Annotated in this window: 19 protein-coding genes; 11 read left to right on the top strand and 8 right to left on the bottom strand. The window is 60.8% G+C overall.

Translation table 11 applies throughout. The annotated features are described in order from the left end of the window. Positions 1–83 precede the first annotated feature (83 nt). The 7 genes from V1273_RS13250 (at position 84) to V1273_RS13220 (ending at position 8,552) form a co-directional block, all read left to right on the top strand. Positions 84–1,028: an ABC transporter substrate-binding protein gene (locus tag V1273_RS13250; protein WP_334409864.1), complete on the top strand. Its 945-nt coding sequence runs from the start codon at positions 84–86 to the stop codon at positions 1,026–1,028. Positions 1,029–1,114: 86 nt separating this feature from the next. Next, positions 1,115–1,888 carry an ABC transporter permease gene (locus V1273_RS13245; protein ID WP_334369245.1) on the top strand — a complete coding sequence of 258 codons (774 nt, stop codon included), beginning with the start codon at positions 1,115–1,117 and terminating at the stop codon, positions 1,886–1,888. Further along, positions 1,885–2,670, top strand: a complete 786-nt coding sequence (locus V1273_RS13240; RefSeq protein ID WP_028350860.1) for an ABC transporter ATP-binding protein — start codon at positions 1,885–1,887, stop codon at positions 2,668–2,670. Before V1273_RS13245 ends, V1273_RS13240 begins: the two co-directional genes overlap by 4 nt. A gap of 188 nt (positions 2,671–2,858) precedes the next feature. After that, positions 2,859–4,142: a cystathionine gamma-synthase family protein gene (locus V1273_RS13235; protein WP_334409863.1), complete on the top strand. Its 1,284-nt coding sequence runs from the start codon at positions 2,859–2,861 to the stop codon at positions 4,140–4,142. A 126-nt stretch (positions 4,143–4,268) separates the two neighbouring features. Further along, a complete protein-coding gene (locus V1273_RS13230) occupies positions 4,269–5,357 on the top strand; it encodes a mandelate racemase/muconate lactonizing enzyme family protein (RefSeq protein ID WP_334409862.1) in 1,089 nt (362 codons plus the stop codon). 421 nt (positions 5,358–5,778) lie between these two features. Further along, positions 5,779–6,231 carry a (2Fe-2S)-binding protein gene (locus tag V1273_RS13225; protein WP_334409861.1) on the top strand — a complete coding sequence of 151 codons (453 nt, stop codon included), beginning with the start codon at positions 5,779–5,781 and terminating at the stop codon, positions 6,229–6,231. A gap of 2 nt (positions 6,232–6,233) precedes the next feature. Then, entirely contained in the window at positions 6,234–8,552 is a 2,319-nt protein-coding gene (locus tag V1273_RS13220; RefSeq protein ID WP_334409860.1) for a xanthine dehydrogenase family protein molybdopterin-binding subunit, read from the top strand. Between the two features lie 71 nt (positions 8,553–8,623). On the opposite strand, the gene V1273_RS13215 is transcribed toward V1273_RS13220, so the two are convergent. The 3 genes from V1273_RS13215 to V1273_RS13205 form a co-directional block, all read right to left on the bottom strand. Next, the gene (locus V1273_RS13215; RefSeq protein WP_334409858.1) at positions 8,624–10,354 is read right to left on the bottom strand and encodes a methanol/ethanol family PQQ-dependent dehydrogenase; all 1,731 of its coding nucleotides are present in this window, start codon (positions 10,352–10,354) and stop codon (positions 8,624–8,626) included. A gap of 67 nt (positions 10,355–10,421) precedes the next feature. Next, complete coding sequence (locus tag V1273_RS13210; RefSeq protein WP_334409857.1) at positions 10,422–11,015, bottom strand: QcrA and Rieske domain-containing protein; 594 nt, start codon at positions 11,013–11,015, stop codon at positions 10,422–10,424. A 135-nt stretch (positions 11,016–11,150) separates the two neighbouring features. Next, positions 11,151–11,354, bottom strand: coding sequence for a hypothetical protein (locus tag V1273_RS13205; RefSeq protein ID WP_334409856.1), 204 nt, complete (start codon positions 11,352–11,354; stop codon positions 11,151–11,153). 240 nt (positions 11,355–11,594) lie between these two features. Here V1273_RS13205 and V1273_RS13200 point away from each other — a divergent pair, with 240 nt between their 5' ends. Next, positions 11,595–12,905, top strand: a complete 1,311-nt coding sequence (locus V1273_RS13200) for an ABC transporter substrate-binding protein (protein ID WP_334409855.1) — start codon at positions 11,595–11,597, stop codon at positions 12,903–12,905. A gap of 150 nt (positions 12,906–13,055) precedes the next feature. On the opposite strand, the gene V1273_RS13195 is transcribed toward V1273_RS13200, so the two are convergent. Next, on the bottom strand, positions 13,056–14,225 hold the full coding sequence (locus V1273_RS13195; RefSeq protein WP_334409854.1) for a Gfo/Idh/MocA family protein: 1,170 nt from the start codon (positions 14,223–14,225) through the stop codon (positions 13,056–13,058). 181 nt (positions 14,226–14,406) lie between these two features. Next, the gene (locus tag V1273_RS13190) at positions 14,407–14,829 is read right to left on the bottom strand and encodes a DUF6766 family protein (RefSeq protein WP_334368077.1); all 423 of its coding nucleotides are present in this window, start codon (positions 14,827–14,829) and stop codon (positions 14,407–14,409) included. 189 nt (positions 14,830–15,018) lie between these two features. Here V1273_RS13190 and V1273_RS13185 point away from each other — a divergent pair, with 189 nt between their 5' ends. The 3 genes from V1273_RS13185 to V1273_RS13175 all read left to right on the top strand — a co-directional run bounded on the left by V1273_RS13185 (position 15,019) and on the right by V1273_RS13175 (position 16,248). Next, complete coding sequence (locus V1273_RS13185; RefSeq protein WP_334412319.1) at positions 15,019–15,303, top strand: hypothetical protein; 285 nt, start codon at positions 15,019–15,021, stop codon at positions 15,301–15,303. Further along, on the top strand, positions 15,231–15,671 hold the full coding sequence (locus V1273_RS13180) for a cytochrome c oxidase assembly protein (RefSeq protein ID WP_334412205.1): 441 nt from the start codon (positions 15,231–15,233) through the stop codon (positions 15,669–15,671). The genes V1273_RS13185 and V1273_RS13180 overlap by 73 nt, the downstream gene beginning before the upstream one ends. A 226-nt stretch (positions 15,672–15,897) precedes the next feature. Continuing rightward, complete coding sequence (locus tag V1273_RS13175) at positions 15,898–16,248, top strand: hypothetical protein (protein ID WP_334409853.1); 351 nt, start codon at positions 15,898–15,900, stop codon at positions 16,246–16,248. Positions 16,249–16,263: 15 nt separating this feature from the next. Here the strand turns inward: V1273_RS13175 and V1273_RS13170 are convergent, their stop codons facing one another. From V1273_RS13170 to V1273_RS13160, 3 genes are all read right to left on the bottom strand, one after another. After that, positions 16,264–17,460: a fumarylacetoacetate hydrolase family protein gene (locus tag V1273_RS13170; RefSeq protein WP_334368074.1), complete on the bottom strand. Its 1,197-nt coding sequence runs from the start codon at positions 17,458–17,460 to the stop codon at positions 16,264–16,266. Positions 17,461–17,900: 440 nt separating this feature from the next. Further along, entirely contained in the window at positions 17,901–18,470 is a 570-nt protein-coding gene (gene gfa / locus V1273_RS13165; RefSeq protein ID WP_334409851.1) for an S-(hydroxymethyl)glutathione synthase, read from the bottom strand. A gap of 34 nt (positions 18,471–18,504) precedes the next feature. Then, positions 18,505–19,611, bottom strand: coding sequence for an S-(hydroxymethyl)glutathione dehydrogenase/class III alcohol dehydrogenase (locus V1273_RS13160; RefSeq protein ID WP_065748431.1), 1,107 nt, complete (start codon positions 19,609–19,611; stop codon positions 18,505–18,507). Positions 19,612–19,675: the final 64 nt, after the last annotated feature.

Below are 19,675 nucleotides of genomic sequence, written 5' to 3'. Positions count from 1 at the left end.
CTGGCACAAGCTATGCAGCAGTTTTGGCTACAGCTTCGCCGCAACCAGCATGAAGACCATGAACCAGCAAAAGGGATACAGCCATGCGTAATTTTGGAATTTTCGCGGCAACGGCCGCTCTCCTGGTGGCCGCACCGGCCGCCGCCCAGGACGTTAAGGTCGGCATCGGCATTTCCGGATGGACCGGTTTTGCCCCGCTCACGCTCGCAAATCAGGCGGGCATCTTCAAGAAGAACGGCCTCGATGTGACGATCAAGAAGATCCCGCAGAAAGACCGCCATCTCGCCATCGCGTCGGGCGACATCCAATGCGCGGCGACCACTGTCGAGACCTGGATATCCTGGAATGCCAATGGCGTCGCCACCAAGCAGATCTTCCAGCTCGACAAGAGCTACGGCGCCGACGGCATGGCAACGCGAAACAATATCGCCTCGATCAAGGACCTCAAGGGCAAGACGGTTGCCGCGTCCGCGCCCGGCACCTCGCCCTATTTTGCTTTGGCCTGGATGCTCAAGAAGAACGGGCTTTCGGTCAAGGATGTCACGATCGTGAATCTGGAGCCGGCGGCGGCAGCGCAGGCATTCGTCTCGGGCCAGAACGATGCGGCCATGACCTATGAGCCTTACCTCTCGACGGTGCGCGCAGCACCCGACAAGGGCAAGATCATCGCCACCACGCTCGACTATCCGATGGTGATGGACACGTTCGGCTGCACGCCGAAATTCCTGACTGAAAACCCGAAAGCCGCCAAAGCGCTGACCGACAGCTATTTTGAGGCGATCGCCTTGATCGAAAAGGATCAGGCCAAGTCGTATGAGATCATGGGTGCCGACGTAAAACAGTCCGGCGAGCAATTCGGCAACTCAGCCAAATTCCTGCGCTGGCAGGACAAAGCCGCGAACCAGAAATTCTTCGCGGGTGAATTCCTGACCTTCAACAAGGAAGCTGCAGAGCTGTTGCTCGAGATCGGCATCATCAAATCGGTTCCGAAGATCGACGACCTCTACGACGCGAGCTTCATCAAGTAGTTTTGTGCGTGCTGCGCCAGTCCCGCTTTCGGTCATGAGAGCGGGACGACGGCGATCACCGCACAGCTTTTTAGGATATGCCTGTGATACGTCCCCTGGATCCCGTGACATCGAGGCAGCGTGCGGCCTATGGCCTGGCGTTCTTCGTGCTTTTCGTTGCCGTGTGGGCTTGGGCAACCTTCGGCGGCTACGTCTCGAAGACGTTTCTCGCCAACCCGCTGACGATGCTGCAGGAAGGTTGGGAGCTGCTGACAAAGCACGGCTTCCTGTTCGACATCGGCATGACGATCTGGCGTGTCGTCGGCGGCTTTGTGCTGGCGGCCATCATCGCCGTGCCGCTCGGCGTTCTGATGGGGGCCTACAAGCCGATCGAAGCTTTACTGGAGCCGTTCGTCTCGTTCGCACGTTACCTGCCCGCCTCGGCCTTTATCCCGCTGTTGATCCTGTGGGCGGGCATCGGCGAACTGCAGAAGCTCCTGGTCATTTTCATCGGTTCGGTTTTCCAGATCATCCTGATGGTCACCGTGACGGTCGGAAACACCAGGCGCGACCTCGTTGAAGCCGCCTACACACTGGGCGCCAGCGACCGCGGCATCATCAACCGGGTGCTGCTGCCCTCCTCCGCGCCCGAGGTCGCGGAGATCCTTAGGCTCGTACTCGGCTGGGCGTGGACCTACGTCATCGTAGCCGAGTTGATCGGCTCATCGTCGGGCATCGGCCATATGATCACGGACAGCCAGGCCCTGCTCAACACCGGCCAGATAATCTTCGGCATCATCGTCATCGGTCTGATCGGGCTGGTGTCGGACTTCCTGTTCAAGGCATTCAACGCCTGGCTGTTTCCGTGGAAACTGGCATGACCGAGCTGAAAATCGATCAGGTCGCCCGCACCTTCCCCGCGCGCCAGGGGCATGCGCCGACACGCGCGCTGGAGCCGATCGACCTCAACGTCGGCAACAATGATTTCGTCACCATCCTCGGCCCGTCGGGCTGCGGAAAATCGACGTTGCTGCGCATCGTCGCCGGGCTTGACCGGCCGACCAGCGGCCGGGTCATTCTTGATGGGCAAGAGGTGGCTGGCCCTGGCGCCGATCGCGGCATGGTGTTTCAGTCCTACACGCTGTTTCCATGGCTGACCGTGCGCGAAAACATCGCGTTTGGCCTGCGCGAGCGCGGGATTTCCGAAGCGGATCGCGGCAAGATCGCCGACGGCTTCATCCAACGGGTCGGCCTGTCGGGCTTTGAGAATCATTGGCCGAAGCAACTCTCCGGCGGCATGCAGCAACGGACGGCGATCGCGCGGGCGCTGGCCAACGATCCAAAAATCCTGTTGCTCGACGAGCCGTTCGGCGCGCTCGATAATCAAACCCGCGTGCTGATGCAGGAAATGCTGCTCGGCATCTGGGAGCGCGAGCAGAAAACCGTGCTGTTCGTCACCCATGATATCGAGGAGGCGATCTTCCTTGGCAGCCGCGTGATCGTCATGAGCGCCCGTCCGGGCCGTATCAAGGCCGAGATCGCGGTCGATCTACCCCACCCGCGATCCTACAAGATCAAGACCACACCCGAATTCGTCAGCCTGAAGGAACGGCTTGTCGAAGAGATCCGCGCCGAGGCGTTGAAGGTTGCGGTTCATGCCTGACGATCGAGCACTGCGAAATCCGCTCCGGATGCGGTGAAATCAGTCCCGAATTTTGCTACGCTGATCCCAGCTTAACAACGTCAACTGGAGCCGCTGGATGCGATCGCATCCATTACTCCTGATCGCCCTCGCGATTGCGCACTTCCAACGCAGTGCGACGTTCCGCATCCCCGACAGGGAGACAGCCCATGGTGAAACCGTTTCCGTCGAAAACCCACATCGGCAACCACATGCTGCATCCGGAAACGCTGATGCTGAACTACGGCTACGATCCGCAACTGTCGGAAGGAGCCGTCAAACCACCGGTCTTCCTGACCTCGACCTTCGTCTTCAGGACCGCCGAAGACGGACAGGACTTCTTCGATTACGTTGCGGGCCGGCGCGAGCCGCCCGAGGGGATGGGCGCTGGTCTGGTCTACTCGCGGTTCAATCACCCTAACAGTGAGATCGTCGAGGACAGGTTGTCGGTGTACGAGCGCGCCGAGAATTGCGCGCTGTTCTCTTCGGGCATGGCCGCGATTTCGACCACAATCCTGGCCTTCGTCCGCCCTGGCGACGTCATTCTGCACTCCCAGCCACTGTATGGCGGGACGGAGACCCTGTTTGCGAAGACGCTTGCGAACCTCTCCATCGGCGCGGTGGGCTTCTCCGACGGCATTGACGAAGCGGCGGTCAGAGCGGCAGCGGGTGACGCCATGCGCAAAGGCCGGCTTGCGATGATTTTCATTGAGACACCGGCCAATCCAACCAATGGCCTGGTCGACGTAGCAATGGTCCGCCGGATCGCCGAGATGATCGGCCAAACCCAGGGGAGTACGCCGATCATCGCATGCGATAATACGTTGCTCGGACCGGTGTTTCAGCGACCGATCGAACACGGCGCAGATCTTTCGCTGTACTCGCTGACCAAATATATCGGCGGTCATTCCGACTTGATCGCAGGCGCTGCGCTTGGCTCAAAGGCGCTCATGAAGGAAGTCAAAGCGTTGCGCGGCGCGATTGGCACCCAACTAGACCCCCATTCGTGCTGGATGATCAGCCGGTCGCTTGAAACATTGGGCATCCGCATGGAGAAGGCTGACGCAAACGCGCGCCTCGTCGCAGACTACCTGCGCGACCACCCAAAAGTGGCAAAGGTCCATTACCTCGGTCACCACGATGAGGCATCCCCTGCCGGCCGCCTGTTTGCGAGGCAATGCACTGGTGCCGGCTCAACATTTTCCTTCGACATCGTCGGCGGCCAAGCCGCCGCATTCAAATTCCTGAACGCGCTGCAGATCTTCAAGCTGGCCGTGAGCCTGGGCGGCACCGAATCGCTTGCCAGCCTGCCTGCAAGCATGACCCACTCCGGCGTTCCGGCTGGCATCCGCCAAAAAATAGGCGTTCTCGATTGCACGATCCGGCTGTCGATCGGCATCGAGCACCCATCCGATCTGATCGCTGATATCGCCCAGGCCTTGAACGCGACTTAGCCGCACGCCCGCTTCGAAAACAGCGGACGAACGACTGCGAGGTGGTTCCCATCCGGGAGCGCTGTAAGCAATTGCTCTGCCGACAAGATCGATTTAGCGTGCAATGAAAAAGATCGGGTGGAAACAATGGCGCGTATCAAGACAACCGAGGCCGGACTCTACCGGATCCCCCTGCCCGTTACCCTCTCCGACAGCACGCACGGCGAACTCAAAGCCTTCGAACTGGTGACATGCCGTGTCCGCGATTCGGACGGGGCCGAAGGGGTCGGCTATACATACACCGTCGGCCGCAATGGCGGCGCGATTGCCGACATCCTCCGGCGGGAGATCCCCGAACTGATCGAGGGCCGCGAGGCCGATGACACCGAAGCCATCTGGCATCACGTCTGGTGGAGCCTGCATTACGGCGGGCGCGGCGGCCCGCCGGTGCTTGCGCTCTCGGCGCTCGATATCGCCCTGTGGGACCTGAAGTCGCGCCGCGCCAACCTGCCACTGTTTCGCATGTTAGGCGGCTTCGACGCCCGCGTACCCTGCTACGCCGGCGGCATCGATCTCGATTTGTCCATCGAACAGCTTCTGAAGCAAACCGACGACAATCTCGCCAAGGGCTTTCGCGCCATCAAGATGAAGGTAGGCCGCCCCGATCTCGCATCCGACGTCGCGCGCGTGCAGGCGATGCGCCAACATCTTGGCAACGGCTTTCCGCTGATGGCGGATGCCAACATGAAATGGACGGTCGAGGAAGCCATCCGCGCGGCACGTGCGCTGCAACCATACGATCTCACCTGGCTCGAAGAGCCGATCATTCCCGACGATATTGCCGGTCACGCCCGCATCATGGCTGCCGGCGGCGTCCCGATCGCGGCCGGCGAAAACCTGCGTACGCTCTGGGAGTTCAAGAACTACATCGCGGCCGGCGCGGTGTCCTACCCCGAGCCCGACGTCACCAATTGCGGCGGGGTTACTGCCTTTATGAAGATCGCGCGGCTGGCGGAAGCGTTCAATCTACCGGTGACCAGCCACGGCGCACATGACGTCACCGTGCATTTGCTCGCGGCGTGTCCGAACCGCTCCTATCTCGAAGTCCACGGATTTGGGCTCGATAGTTACATCGAGCACCAGCTTGCCCTCCAGGAAGGCATGGCATTGGCGCCGACGCGGCCCGGCCATGGAATCGCATTCGACTGGAAAGGGTTGGCGCAGCTCGCAACGTAACGGGTCAGGCTAGCCGGCGACGCGGTGCTGATCGCACCGGTCTGCCCGCGAACCCTTGCAAAGCGGGTTCTGCATGACGGCCGGCAGGAAAAATTGGCAGTCCGTGAGGGGCGGCCCCGCTTTCGTCCAAAATTGAGTGCAAAGACAACACGTTGTGAATTCGATCTGGCGTGCTTTCTGATAGCGTCCGCTAGGCGCCTGTCTCGCCGCGCCGTCCTGTAAACACGGATAAATGTTTAAGCAGGAGGATGGCCCACCAAAATTCAAAGCAAATCGTACAATTCAGCCAGCGGTTGCCAAGCAAGGCCGGCTCTCCGGCCACGCGATCAAACTCGTAAAGCAACGGCGTTGAGCGGTTGGGAAATATGTTCTCGCTCACGTCGAACAAACATCAGCAGCTTATGAAGAGCGAGGAACGATCATGATCAAGGTGAAGATCAATAGCCAAGAGCACAGCTGGGACGGCGACCCGGACCTTCCATTACTCTGGTTTCTGCGCGATGAGGCCGGCTTGATGGGCACGAAATACGGGTGCGGCCAGGCGCTATGCGGTGCCTGCACGGTTATCGTCGACAAACAGGCCGTCCGCGCCTGCATCACCTCGGTTTCCGACGTGGTCGGCCGCGAGGTCACGACCATCGAAGGCTTGCATCCGACCGGAGATCACGCGGTCCAGAAGGCCTGGCGTCAGCTTAATGTCCCGCAATGCGGCTTTTGCCAGGCCGGCCAGATCATGCAGGCCGCGGCCCTGTTGATGGAAAATCCAAAGCCCAATCACGACCAGATACGCGAAGCGATGGCGGGCAACATCTGCCGTTGCGGCACTTATCAACGCATCGAGAAGGCCGTGCATCTCGCATCGACGGGGGTGTAACCATGAATATCCTCACCAATCCCAACAAGCTCCGTGGCTTCGAACGGCACATCAAGGTCGACAACGTTTCACGCCGCAGTATCTTGAAGGGCCTCGGGCTGGCCGGCGGTTTTGTGCTCGCCGCTCCCGTGATGTCACGCCCCGGCTTTGCTGCGTACCAGACCGGTGCGGACAAGATGCCGCACGGTACCGTGGTGAACCCGCGCGTTTTCGTTTCTATCGCATCCGACGGAACGGTGACGATCGTCGCGCACCGCGCCGAGATGGGAACGGGTGTCCGCACCAGCCTGCCGATGATCGTCGCCGAAGAGATGGAAGCCGACTGGTCGCGCGTTCGCGTCCAGCAGGCGCCTGGCGACGAGGTCAAATTTGGCAACCAGGATACCGACGGATCGCGCAGCACGCGGCACTATCTGATGCCGATGCGCCAGATCGGCGCTTCGGCCCGCACGATGCTCGAAACCGCAGCGGCGAAACGTTGGGGCGTGCCAGCGACCGAAGTGAAGGCGATCAATCACGAGGTCGTCCACAATGCGAGCGGACGCCGCATCGGCTTCGGCGAGCTGGCAGCCGATGCCGCCAGGGAGTCGGTGCCGAGTGTCGAAGGCCTGAGGCTGAAAGACCCAAAGGATTTTCGTTATCTGGGCAAAGGCCAGATCGGCATCGTCGACGGTCGCGACATCACGGTGGGCACCGCGCGCTACGGCGCCGACGTCCGCCTGCCCGGCATGAAATATGCCGTCATCGCCCGGCCGCCGGTGACCGGCGGCAAGGTCGCGTCGTTCGATGGGGCGGAAGCGATGAAGGTTTCCGGCGTCGAGAAGGTCATGGAAGTCAGGGGCTGGCCGTGGCCTTCAAAATTCCAGCCGCTCGGCGGGATCGCTGTGATCGCGCGCAACACCGGCGCGGCCATCAAGGGCCGCAACGCGTTGAAGATCGTCTGGGACGATGGCGCCAACGGCAAATACGAGTCGGTCGCCTACCGCGCCGAACTGGAGCAAGCCGCACGGAAACCCGGCCTGGTGGTACGCAAGGAGGGCGACGTCGAGGCCGCCTTGAAGGGCGCCGACAAGGTGATCGTCGGTGAGTATTACGTGCCGCATCATGCCCATGCCAGCATGGAACCGCCGGTCGCGGTCGCGGACGTCAAGGGCGACAAGGCGGAGATCTGGGCACCAGTGCAAAGCGCGGGCGGAACGCGCGAAGACGTCGCCAAAACGCTCGGCATTCCCCAGGAGAATGTCACCGTCAACGTCACGCTGCTCGGCGGCGGCTTCGGGCGCAAGTCGAAGTGCGATTTCGCCCTCGAGGCGGCACTGCTTTCAAAGGAGCTCGGGGCCCCCGTCAAGGTGCAATGGACGCGGGAAGACGACATTCGCAATGGCTTCCTGCACACCGTCTCGGTCGAACGCATTGAGGCTGGCCTCGACAAGAACGGCAAGGTGACGGCTTGGCGGCATCGCAGCGTCGCGCCGAGCATCGCCTCGACATTTGCCGCCGGTGCGCTGCATCAGGCGCCGTTCGAACTCGGCATGGGGCTGGTCGACATGCCCTTTGAGATCGCCAACGTCCAGTGCGAGAATCCGGAAGCGGCCGCGCGTACCCGGATCGGCTGGTTCCGCTCGGTGTCGAATATCCCGCGCGCCTTTGCGGTGCAATCGATGGTGGGCGAACTCGCCCATGCCACCAACCGCGATCAAAAGACCATGCTGCTGGAGCTGATCGGCTCGCCCCGGATCGTCAAGCTCGATTCGGTAAAAGACCTCTGGAACTACGGCGAACCCTATGACAGCTATCCGATCGACACGGCACGTCTTCGCAAGGTCGTTGAGCTGGTCGCGGACAAGGGCGGTTGGGGACGGTCTGTGCCCAAGGGCCACGGGCTTGGCATTGCCGCGCACCGCAGTTTCGTCAGCTACATCGCGACCATTGTCGAGGTAGCTTTCGACGACAAGGGCAAGCTCACCGTGCCCCGGGTGGATACCGCGATCGATTGCGGAACCCACGTCAATCCGGAGCGAATCCAGGCGCAGATGGAAGGCGCTGTAATCATGGGCATGAGCTTCGCCAAGTATGGCGAGATCACTTTCAAGGACGGCAAGGTGCAACAGGGCAATTTCGACGATTTCCCGGTAATTCGGATCGACGAATCCCCTGCCGTGACCAACGTCTATATCGCGCCTGCCGACCCCGACACGCCGCCCAGTGGCGTTGGCGAGCCAGGGCTGCCGCCCGTTGCGCCGGCGCTGATCAACGCGATCTTCGCCGCGACCGGCAAGCGCATCCGCGCGCTGCCGATCGGCAAGCAACTTGAAGCCTGAGGCGGGTTAGCCGGTTGCAGCAAAAGAGCGGCGGGCATCTCGTCCGCCGCTCTTCTTTAGATTATCGCCAGTTACTTCTTGACGGCGAATACCCAGACAACGCCGCCCTGGGGCACGTTATTCTCAAGACCGACATTGTTCTGAGTCACCAATGAGTCCTGGATGCGCTGCGCGTCTACGCCCCAGCCCGACTGGACAGCGATATATTGCGTCCCATCGACTTCATACGCGACCGGCATACCCACGATGCCGGAGTTGGTCTTCTGCTCCCAAAGCAGTTCGCCTGTCTTGGCATGAAAGGCGCGGAACATCCGGTCATTGGTACCGCCCACAAAGACGAGATCGCCCGCGGTCGCCGTCACCGAACCAAACAGCTGCGATCTGGGGAAATTGTGCGACCAGACCTTCTTTCCCGTGCCCGGATCCCAGGCCTGCAGCTCGCCAAAATGAGTGGCGCCGGAGCGAACCTTCAGGCCGATATCTTCGGGCTTGGTCCCGAGCCAAAGCTGACCGGGAACCAACGGCACCTTCTCGCCGGTAAAGCCGCCGCAGAAATTCTCGTTGGCCGGAACATAGACAAAGCGGGTCTTCGGACTATAGGCCGCCGACGGCCAATCCTTGCCGCCCCATAATGACGGACAGAAGTCAACCCGCTTGCCCATAACTGGCTTGTGAGCCGGATCGACAATCGGCTTGCCGGTCTCGGGCTCAATGCCCTTCCAGACGTCGGTATAGACATAAGGCCAGCCGGCTACATACTTGATGCTGTCCGGCTTGCGCTCGAGTACCCAGAAGATCGCGTTGCGTCCCGGATGGATGAGGCCCTTGAAGATGCGTCCATCCCTCTGCACGTCGACCAGCATTGGTGCTTCCACCTCGTCCCAATCCCAGGAATCGTTTTGATGGTACTGGAAATAGGTTTTGATCTTGCCGCTATCCGGGTCGAGCGCTAGCACCGAGGTTGTGTAAAGATTGTCGCCGGGGTGAGTATCTCCCGGCCACGGTGCGGCGTTGCCAACGCCCCAGTAAATGGTCCTGGTGTCGGGATCGTAGTTGCCCGTCATCCACGCAGAGCCGCCACCCGTTTTCCAGTCGTCGCCGCTCCACGTTTCGTTGCCAGGCTCGCCTTTTCCGGGAATGGTGAAGGTCCGCCACAACTCTTTGCCGTCATTGGCATCATACGCGACGACATAGCCCCGCACGCCGAATTCACCGCCGGCAGCACCGACGATAACCTTTCCGTCGACAATCAGCGGCATCAGAGTCAGGTACTGACCCTTCTTGTAGTCCTGGACTTTGGTATCCCAGAGGACCTTGCCCGTTTTGGCATCGAGCGCGACCACATGGTCATCCGTTGTAGCCAGGTACAGCTTGTCTTGCCACAATCCCACCCCGCGGTTGGTCGGGTGCAATTGGAAGAGATCGTCGGGGAGCTGGCGTTTGTAACGCCAGTACTCTTCGCCTGTCTTGGCGTTGAGGGCGATCACTTGGCCCATCGGAGTCGCGACGAACATCACGCCGTTATTCACGATCGGGGGAGCCTCGTGCCCTTCAACCACGCCGGTGGAGAAGGTCCACGCCGGTACCAGGTCTTTCACGTTCGAGGTATTGATCTGGTCGAGCGGGCTGTATCCCTGGCCGTCATAGGTTCGGCGATAGAGCATCCAGTTGCCGGGTTCCGGGTTCTTCAGGCGATCGGCTGTCACCGGAGTGTATTTCTCAATCGGGCCGGCAAAGGCACCGATTGGAAACAGGCACGTGGACGCGACAAAGCTCGACAATAGCCATTGCTTCATGGTCATAGACGCTACCTCCCGTTTGTTTCTTCATCTTTCTTGGTGGTTGTGCGGCATTTGATGCGGACTGCGATCACCCTCCTTGCTGTGCTCCTACCTTTCCAACGAATGTTCCAGCGACGGTGAGCGAACCGTCAGCTATCGCCAACGGAAGTGCCGCAAGGCGTCGAGGCGCCGGTCCAAACACCACTTGCGCGTTTTGCCGGGGGTCGAACTCGGAATTATGGCAAACGCATTTGAGCACGTCTTTTTCGCCCTGCGCCGCCTTGCCCCAGGCAGTGATAGGGCACCCGGCGTGGGTACAAATCACCGAATACCCAACGATGCCGTCAGCCGACCTCGCGCGCGTGTCGTCATCAAGTTCGGCCGGATCAAGTTTTACGACCACCACCTCATTCAACCGCGAACCTTTTCGGACCACCGAAGTTTTGGGATCCTTTGGCCAGGCGCGAACGAACGGTTCGCCAACCTTCAGGTCCTGCGGCTTGATGACCTCACCCGCATGATCCCCCTCGGCGAAGACCAGGACGTCGGCTTTTTGGGGTCGCAGGTCGCTGCCGGGCTGGTCCTCCTCGGCCGCGGCCGGTCTAGGCGCCGCTGCGTGCACCGCGGTGGCAAGAGCGGTCAGGATAATCGTGCGCCGGGTCTGATCTGAAGGCGATGACATTTTCGTCTCGCGTTCTGCATTGATGCCATCGGGCGATGGTGTAATGCGTAAGTGGATTCAGATATCACAAACTGAAAGGGCGAACCCGGCCAAAAAGAGGCAGCGGACAAATTGTCACGTGCAGCCTTCCTGTTTTCAACACCACTCGGTTTGTCTGACCCAACCGCAGCAAATTGCATTTTGCTGCGCTCCAGGCGCTGCGCGAGATCGGCAAGCCTTCGCCCGAAAGCGGGCAGTCAGTTCGAACGCAACCTCGGTCAGTTCACCCCGATCGCCTTCGACATGGCGTTCAATGCAGTCGCCTGTGATCGCCGCGCCCGTGCTGGTCATCATCAACATCGGATTCTCCCGATACACGAAAATGCACGCGGCGCGATCTCCTTGCTCCACATCCATCCTCTACCAGACTTTAGTCGGCGAGCCCTGCCCTGCGCTTGCCCAACCACACGTTTGCACTGCCACAAGCGCCCCATGACGAGCATGCGCGCAGGTTGACTTCTCGCCGTATTCTCCAAATACTTGACTGAAAACCCGGAAGAACCAGTCCCGGCGATAATAATAATTCAGTGGGAGGACACGATGCCGACTTCACGCAGAACACTGCTGAAGACTTCTGCGGCGGCCGCCGCTGCATTCAGCTTCGATTGGACCCGCGCGCAGGCACAAGCCGAGACGGTACGCATCGGCCTGATCTACGACTTGACCGGGCCTTTTGCCGCGGGCGGGTCGGTCGCCTCCTCGATCGGCGCGCAGATTGCCATCGATCTCGTCAACGAAAAGGGCGGCATCGGCGGCAAGTACAAGGTTGTCCCTGTCGCTGCCGATTCCCAGAGCAAGCCGGATGTGGCGATCAATGAGGCCAATCGCCTGATCGACCAGGAGAAGATCGACATCATCAACGGTGTCTATGCGAGTTCGCACGCGGTTCCGCTCTCGGCCAAGGTCGAGCAGCAGAAAAAGATTCTCTGGATCACGACTGCGGTTTCGACTGCCGTCTTCAAGGACAAGAACCTGCAATACGTCTTCCGCGCACAGATTCATTCCGATCAGTATGGCCAGGCCTTTGCGAGCTTCATCAGCGAGCACGCCAAAACCAAGCTCGGCATGGAGCCCAAGGACGTCAAGGTCGCGCTGATTCACGAGGACGGCCCTTACGGGGTCGGCGTCGCCGTGGCCGACGAAGCCTATGCGAAGGAGGCCGGCCTGCAAGTCGTGCTCAAGGAAGGCTATTCTGCGTCCGCCCCCGACCTCTCGGTGCTGGTGACCAAGATCAAGCGCGCCAGGGCTGATGTGATTTCCCATGCCGGATACAATCCGGACATCACTCTGTTCCTGCGGCAAGCGCGCGAGAACGGCCTCAAGTTCAAGATGCTGTTCGGCGCCGGCGCAGGCTACAGCCAGCTCGACAAGTTGCGCGCGACCTTCGGTGCGGACATCGACAACTTCTGCAACATCGATCCGGTGCCGGCCCAATTGCTCGATCCCGCGAAACTCGCGCCCGGGATCGGCGATCTCACCAAGGTCATGGTCGCCCGCTACAAGGAAAAAACCAGCGCGACCGACGTTCCGCCGCATTGCTCGATGGGTTTCAACCAGACCTGGATCCTGCTCAACAACGTACTGCCCGTGGCAAAGGAGAAATATGGCGGCTTCGATCCCGAAGCGGTTCGCAAGGCGGCGCTCGACGTGGACATCCCGCCGGGCGGCACTATCCAGGGCTACGGCGTGAAATTCTATCGGCCCGGCACGCCGCTTTCCGGCCAGAACGAGCGCTCGACCCCGGTCGTGATGCAAAATGCCGGCGAGCATATCTCGGTGGTCTGGCCCACCAATATCAGGACGCGGGATCCAGTGTTCCCGCTGCCGAAGTCATCGGTCTACGCGGCGTAGAACGTTCGGGGCTTCATCCTTCGAGACGCGCGCTCCTCAGGATGAGGTATCGCATCGCGCAAGCTCCCAGACCCTAATGGTGAGGAGCCGCGAAGCGGCGTCTCGCACCATGTGGCGGGCGCGCCACGATCGGATCATTCGCCAGCGGGCTCACAACGTGACGCGCCGTCCCTCCTCAGCCGCCCAATAGCCGGCGTAGTTGACCTTGATCGTCTCGAAGGCCAGCGCCAGATCGGAGAGCGGTTGCCGGCCGCTGGCGACGCACTCCATGAAGTCCTGGATTTCCTGCGTATAGCCGCGCGTCCATTCCTCCTCGAGGCAGACATATTGCCAGCCGGTCTTGCGGTCGACCTTTTCGGTGATATAGACGCCGGCGAGCTTCTCCTCACTGGTCTGGTAACTCATCATGTGCGTGTTCGGCGTGATGTTGGCGAACAGCGAGCCGCCGCTGATATAGGTCTCGATCAGGTTGCGGACGCCTCCCATGATCATGTCGCCGGAAAACACCGTCGCCTTGGTGCCGTCGGAGAAGGTCACCGTGAGCGTGCCCCAATCCTCGACGTCGACCGGATTGGCCTTGATGTAGGTGCGCTCCTCCGGTTTGAGGATAGCCGTGACATTGCCGACGTCACACGTCACGCTCGCAACGCTGATCGTCTCTCCGCGCGCCTTCGCCTCAACCTGCTTGAGATAAAGCACCGCCGAAAGCGGATGACATCCCATCCGGATCAGCGAGCCTCCGCCGGTCAGCGCCCACTGCGCGGCGTGCGCCGCATGCGAGCCGGAGTGGCTCTCCTCCCCCTTCATGAACAGGATCTTGTCTTTCGTGGCCTTGAGGATCTCGGCGGTCTTGGTCACCGCCGGCGCGTAAATCCAGTCCTCCGCATACATGAAGAGCTTGCCGGTCCTGTTGATCGCCGCGCGGGTCTCCGCCATTTCGTCCAGCACGCGCTCATACATTAATGCCTTCGGCACGTGCTTGCCGATCGGCGCCTTGTCACCATCCCGGCCGAAATAGCCGGCGAACGGCTTTTCGCAGATAACGTGTTTGCCGGCCTGCATCGCATCGACAATCATTGAAGTGTGCAAGTTGGGCGGCGTGCAGATGTCGATCACATCGAGATCGCTGTCGGCGATCAGATCGCCAAAGCTGCGGTACACCGCCGGGATCTGGTGACGATTGGCAAACTCGAGGACATAACTGCCCCTCGCTGCAACAGCCCTGACCTCGACATCCACGCCATAAACGCGCCGATAGGCATGCATGTGCAGCTCGGACACGAAGCCGCAGCCGGCCAGACCGATCCTGATTTTCGCCATTGCAGATACATCCCAGGTTGTCGTTGATCGGGATCGTACAACAGGGAATCAGGGCACGTCACTCTCGCCGACAGCGATGCCGCTCACATGTGCCGGCCCGCGGCTGGCTTGATAGGCTCGCGGACATCATACCGCTTGCGAGCTCGACATGCACCAAACGTGCGGCCGCCCGACGGTGGGCTCAGCTATGTAGACGCTCCAGCTTCCGTACAAAGCCGGAGTCCGTATGACGCCCTTCATATTCGTCATCGATTTCCTTCAGGAGGCTGTCGCCTTTCTTCGGCTCCACAGCAAGCAATATAGCGTCGATCTTGGCCTCGATCCGGTCCTCGCCCTCCTTGGATTGCGGCGAGCCGACGTGCAGCAGAATGGCCAGACCGGCAACCTGCCAAAGCAACTGCAAAAACTCAGATTGCCAGTTCTCCAGCATGTCACGCATCATCTGCATGGTGTAGTCGCTGATTTCAACTGGCTGCTTGAGAGCAAGCTGCTCGTTCGCGTAGGCATACCAACCGAATATCCAGTGACCGGTCAGCGTAATCAGAAATAAAGCCCCAGTAACCCAGGCGAACCCGTACCGCGTCCAGATCGATCTCCGAGCCATATCATGCTCCTGCTTCGCGTTTTGCGAGCCATGAACGCCGCATCTTCAATGCCGTTTTGTTCCGTAAGTTCCTTTAGGTGGTGCTGCTGCGCCAAGCGGCGCCGCGCGATGGGGGGAACATCTTTGGGAACTTGGACTTGATGCTTTGATGCCCGTTGAGGGCGATAAGCCAGGACATTGAACGTCCGGATGACCAGTCCCGCCATCGCGAGCGCTACTGCCGTTCTCTTGACTGGGGCGGCGGTGCTTTTGGTTTACGATCTCAGTCATTTCTCGACCCATATGGTGCTGCATATCGCATCGATGAATATCATCGCGCCCTCGGTCGCCGCGTTGATCGTTACCCGCCGGCTATCGGCGGCACCCGACCGTTCTGGCTCTGGACTGCGACTTTCCTTCAGATTGTTCTGCTCTGGACGTGGCATTCGCCCGCGGTCCATCACCTTCTCCTCCGGTCTCCGCCAGCTGGTTTGACGTTCCACGCAACTCTATTGCTGGCCGCGCTCTTCTTCTGGTTGTCCCTGCTGACCACTTCCGCCGCATCGCGGTGGCAGACAATTCCGGCGCTCCTGATTACTGGAAAACTGACATGTCTGCTTGCGGCGCTGCTCATCTTCGCGCCGAGAACACTCTATAGGTTCTCAGGCCATCTTGCTGACGCTCCTGGACATGTCTCATTGCATCACGCGCTGGAGGATCAACATCTAGCCGGCCTGCTCATGATCATAGCCTGTCCACTCAGCTATCTGGTCGCGGCCGTGATCATCACCGTGCAGTTAATAACACGCGCGGAAGTATCCGCGGCTCCCATGCCGGACGGCAGGCTCCCCATCGGCCGCTAGCGATGCCCCTTGTTTCACGCCCACGCCTGATACGAACCATCCGTTTCATTCTCTATGGCCTGATCGCAATCGCGCTCGGCGGCTTTCTCTTCGCATGGTCCGGTCTTTACAGCGTTGCGGCAAGTCGGGGCCACTTCGCGCTGACCAACGCCATTCTTACATTCGGAATGCGCAATTCCGGCCTGCTGGGGCTTCTCCTCGTGCACGGATTTCCGAGGCTTGCAGGATGAGCGACACTATCAAGCCATCCCTTGGCAATCTTCTGCAGGTGCTTGCTCCGCCCCTTATCTGGTTTCTGCATCTGACGACCGTCTACGCCACCGAAGCGCTGATCTGCATTGGACCAGTGGCCGCAGCGGCTACCATGATGGCCTGGACGATTACTCTTGCCACTGCCGCAGCTTTAACCGCCCTCCTCCTGACGGCATGGACGCTCCATCGCGGTAGTGCCCGGCCCACCCAGAGCCTCGGCAGCTCTCGGTTCCTGCGTGGCGTATCACACCTTCTGATCCTGCTTTCGCTTCTTGGGATCGCGTGGACGATCCTGCCGACTATCTTCCTGCCCACTTGCGCATAGATTCCCAGTCCGTTTCTATCTGCTATTGCTGCTTCGGGCGGCGCCCTTACGGCGCATCAATGCGGCGAAGAGATCGGCCAAGCCGAACTGCCAGGGCTCGCAATCGCCGCTGTGACGCATCCGGTTGGTCAGCCGGCCTAGTTTCGGCGTGGCGACCGTCACCAAATCGCCTTCGACATGGGTGAACCCCTGTCCCTTCGCGGCACGATCCTGGATCGGCGCGAACATCGTGCCGAGGAACAGCACAAAGCCATCGGGATATTGATGGTTCTCGTTAATCGTCTGCCCGACGATGTCGGCCGGGTCGCGGCTGATCTGAGTCAGCGAGGATGCGCCGTGCAGGACGAAGCCTTCCGGCCCCTTCACCTCCAGCGAAATTTCCATTCTCCGCACGTCATCGAGCGTGAAGCTCGCGTCGAAGAACCGCACGAACGGCCCGATGGCGCAGGAGGCGTTGTTGTCCTTTGCCTTGGACAGGAGCAGCGCCGAACGCCCCTCGAAGTCGCGCAGATTGACATCGTTGCCGAGCGTGGCGCCAACGATGCGCCCATCGCTCGCCACCACCAGCACGACCTCCGGCTCCGGATTATTCCAGGTCGATTTCGGATGCAGGCCCGCATCCACGCATGTACCGACCGCCGACAGCACGGGCGCCTTGGTAAACACCTCGGCGTCTGGCCCGATGCCGACCTCGAGATACTGGCTCCAGGCGTTCTGGGAAACCAGCACGTCCTTCACATGCTGCGCTTCGGCCGAGCCCGGCTTCAGTTGCGACAGGTCGGTGCCGACGATCCGCGTCACCTCGGCCCGGATCGCCTCGGCCGAATCCGGATTGCCGCGTGCCCGCTCCTCGATCACTCGCTCCAGCATCGACACGGCGAACGTGACGCCGGCAGCCTTGATCACCTGCAAATCGATCGGGGCGAGCAGCCATGGCCTGGTCGGATCGCGGGTGTCGGGCGGCGTGTTGTCTAGGAGATCCTGCAGTGCGCCAAGGCGCTCGCCACGCGCGGCGCGCAGCGCCCCGGCCGGATCGGCAGCAGCGGCAAGCTCGCTGGCGGTGGGGAAGTCCTCGGTGATGTCGAACACGCCGTCCTGGCGGATCGCGACCACCGACGGGCCGGCAAGATCGGGACGCCAGACGCGCCCCATCAGCGCGGCACCGGCGAAATCGTCGGGCAGAATGAAGGCGGCGTCTGTGACGATTGGCATCGTGGGAATCCTCGCGAGCATCTATGCGGTCAGCACCGTCCATAGAAGGGAACCGCTCAATGGGTCAACACCTCCCGGGGAATGTCCGTCTCCAGCATCGCGGCCGCCATGACAAGGCCACCGCACCGCAGCATGCAAAATCAGACGATCGGTCAAGTGCAGCCGATTGCACGCCCTGCAACAACCATGTCGCATGGCGACTGCGCGAAGACTTCGATGTCTGGGAATTAGGCGCGGGACGCACCGCCGGCCCGATCGCCGAGCGACTAGAGGCCGGCAGGCCTGCTCACCTGTCGGCCCAACGGAAAGGCATGGGACCGCCCCGCCGTACTCTCAGAGCGCGGTTGCGCCGACGGCGACCGCCATCAGCGCAACTTTGTTTGGTATCGCGCGAGCTCAGGCTGGCGCCCGTCCAAGCCGCCCTGTTCAAGCTGCCTTATTCAAGCAGCCCTGGCCTTGGACTTGGCTACGTGGCTCGAGATCGCATCCATCAAGGGCGGCGACAGACAATCATACGGCTCCAGTCCAAGTTCCTTCAGCCGGGCCCTGATGCCATCCATCTCACCGGGCTGAACACCGGACTCCAGCACGGACGACACGAACGCGGCAAACCCAGGAGCTGCCCATCCGCCTTCCTGGAACAGTTCGGGATGGATGAAGTCGAGCCCATAGAACGGATGCCCCGTGTTCTCGATCCGACCGTACATATGCGTACCGCAGGCCCTGCAGGCATAACGCTGAATTGCCGCCGCCTGGTCGACGATCTGCAGCTTGTCGCCGTTCTCGACTACATTCACATTGTCGCGCGGGACGACGGCGACGACGGAGAAGATCGCCCCCTCGGGCTTCCAGCATTTGGTACAGCCGCAGGCGTGGTTGTGGGCCACGTCGCCCTTGATGGCGACCTTGACCGGCTTGTCTTGGCATTTGCAGACCAGGGTGCCGCCGGCGAAGTTGCCAGTCCCCTGCTTTACGCCGCTGTCAATCGATGGGTGGATATGAACAGTCATAGGCCTATCCTCCTTGTGCTTGAAGTTCCCCGATTCAGAATACGACAACCGAACGGATCGACTTGCCTTCGTGCATGAGGTCGAATCCCTTGTTGATCTCCTCAAGCTTGAGGACATGCGTGATCATCGGATCGATCTCGATCTTTCCGTTCATGTACCAGTCGACGATTTTCGGCACGTCCGTGCGGCCGCGCGCGCCGCCAAAGGCCGTGCCTTTCCAGACACGGCCGGTCACGAGCTGGAATGGCCGGGTGGCGATCTCCTTGCCGGACTCAGCGACCCCGATCACGACCGAGACGCCCCAGCCGCGATGGCACGCTTCGAGCGCCTGCCGCATCACGGTGGTGTTGCCGGTGCAATCGAAGGTGTAATCGGCGCCGCCGTCGGTGAGCCCGACCAGATGCTGGACGATGTCACTGACCTTGGTCGGGTTGACGAAATGCGTCATGCCGAAACGGCGGCCCCAGTCCTCCTTGGAATCGTTGATGTCGACGCCGACGATCTTGTCGGCGCCTACCATCTTCGCGCCCTGGATGACGTTGAGGCCGATGCCGCCGAGACCGAAAACGACGACGTTGGCGCCCGGTGTCACTTTGGCGGTATTAACCACGGCGCCAACGCCCGTCGTCACCCCACAACCGATGTAGCAGCTCTTGTCGAAGGGCGCGTCCTCGCGGATCTTTGCCACCGCGATTTCCGGCAGCACGGTAAAGTTCGAAAACGTCGAGCAGCCCATGTAATGGAAGATCGGCTTGCCCTGATAGCTGAAGCGCGAGGTGCCGTCAGGCATCAGCCCCTTGCCCTGGGTGGCGCGAATGGCAGTACAGAGATTGGTCTTGCCGCTCAGGCAGCTTTTGCACTGGCGACATTCCGGCGTGTAGAGCGGAATCACGTGATCGCCGGCCTTGACCGACGTCACGCCCGGCCCGACTTCGCGGACGATGCCCGCGCCCTCATGACCGAGTATCGAAGGAAAGATTCCTTCGCTGTCGAACCCATCAAGCGTGTAAGCGTCGGTATGACAGATTCCAGTCGCCTTGATCTCGACGAGAACCTCGCCAGCTTTTGGGCCCTCAAGATCAACCTCAACGATTTCAAGAGGCTTTTTGGCTTCGAACGCGACAGCGGCGCGGGTCTTCATCTTAAGCTCCACATTTGCTTTTATCTTAAGCTCCACATTTGCTTTTCAAATCGCTGCACGGACG

Source organism: Bradyrhizobium sp. AZCC 1721, assembly GCF_036924715.1.
Classification (GTDB): domain Bacteria; phylum Pseudomonadota; class Alphaproteobacteria; order Rhizobiales; family Xanthobacteraceae; genus Bradyrhizobium.
This window is presented reverse-complemented; position numbering and strand designations above follow the sequence as displayed.

Coding starts and splice junctions, on each gene's coding strand:
- V1273_RS13250 (WP_334409864.1), top strand. CDS start 84: ATGCGTAATTTTGGAATTTTCGCGGCAACGGCCGCTCTCCTGGTGGCC.
- V1273_RS13240 (WP_028350860.1), top strand. CDS start 1,885: ATGACCGAGCTGAAAATCGATCAGGTCGCCCGCACCTTCCCCGCGCGC.
- V1273_RS13235 (WP_334409863.1), top strand. CDS start 2,859: ATGGTGAAACCGTTTCCGTCGAAAACCCACATCGGCAACCACATGCTG.
- V1273_RS13230 (WP_334409862.1), top strand. CDS start 4,269: ATGGCGCGTATCAAGACAACCGAGGCCGGACTCTACCGGATCCCCCTG.
- V1273_RS13225 (WP_334409861.1), top strand. CDS start 5,779: ATGATCAAGGTGAAGATCAATAGCCAAGAGCACAGCTGGGACGGCGAC.
- V1273_RS13220 (WP_334409860.1), top strand. CDS start 6,234: ATGAATATCCTCACCAATCCCAACAAGCTCCGTGGCTTCGAACGGCAC.
- V1273_RS13215 (WP_334409858.1), bottom strand. CDS start 10,354: ATGACCATGAAGCAATGGCTATTGTCGAGCTTTGTCGCGTCCACGTGC.
- V1273_RS13210 (WP_334409857.1), bottom strand. CDS start 11,015: ATGTCATCGCCTTCAGATCAGACCCGGCGCACGATTATCCTGACCGCT.
- V1273_RS13205 (WP_334409856.1), bottom strand. CDS start 11,354: ATGTTGATGATGACCAGCACGGGCGCGGCGATCACAGGCGACTGCATT.
- V1273_RS13200 (WP_334409855.1), top strand. CDS start 11,595: ATGCCGACTTCACGCAGAACACTGCTGAAGACTTCTGCGGCGGCCGCC.
- V1273_RS13195 (WP_334409854.1), bottom strand. CDS start 14,225: ATGGCGAAAATCAGGATCGGTCTGGCCGGCTGCGGCTTCGTGTCCGAG.
- V1273_RS13190 (WP_334368077.1), bottom strand. CDS start 14,829: ATGGCTCGGAGATCGATCTGGACGCGGTACGGGTTCGCCTGGGTTACT.
- V1273_RS13185 (WP_334412319.1), top strand. CDS start 15,019: ATGACCAGTCCCGCCATCGCGAGCGCTACTGCCGTTCTCTTGACTGGG.
- V1273_RS13175 (WP_334409853.1), top strand. CDS start 15,898: ATGAGCGACACTATCAAGCCATCCCTTGGCAATCTTCTGCAGGTGCTT.
- V1273_RS13170 (WP_334368074.1), bottom strand. CDS start 17,460: ATGCCAATCGTCACAGACGCCGCCTTCATTCTGCCCGACGATTTCGCC.
- gfa (WP_334409851.1), bottom strand. CDS start 18,470: ATGACTGTTCATATCCACCCATCGATTGACAGCGGCGTAAAGCAGGGG.
- V1273_RS13160 (WP_065748431.1), bottom strand. CDS start 19,611: ATGAAGACCCGCGCCGCTGTCGCGTTCGAAGCCAAAAAGCCTCTTGAA.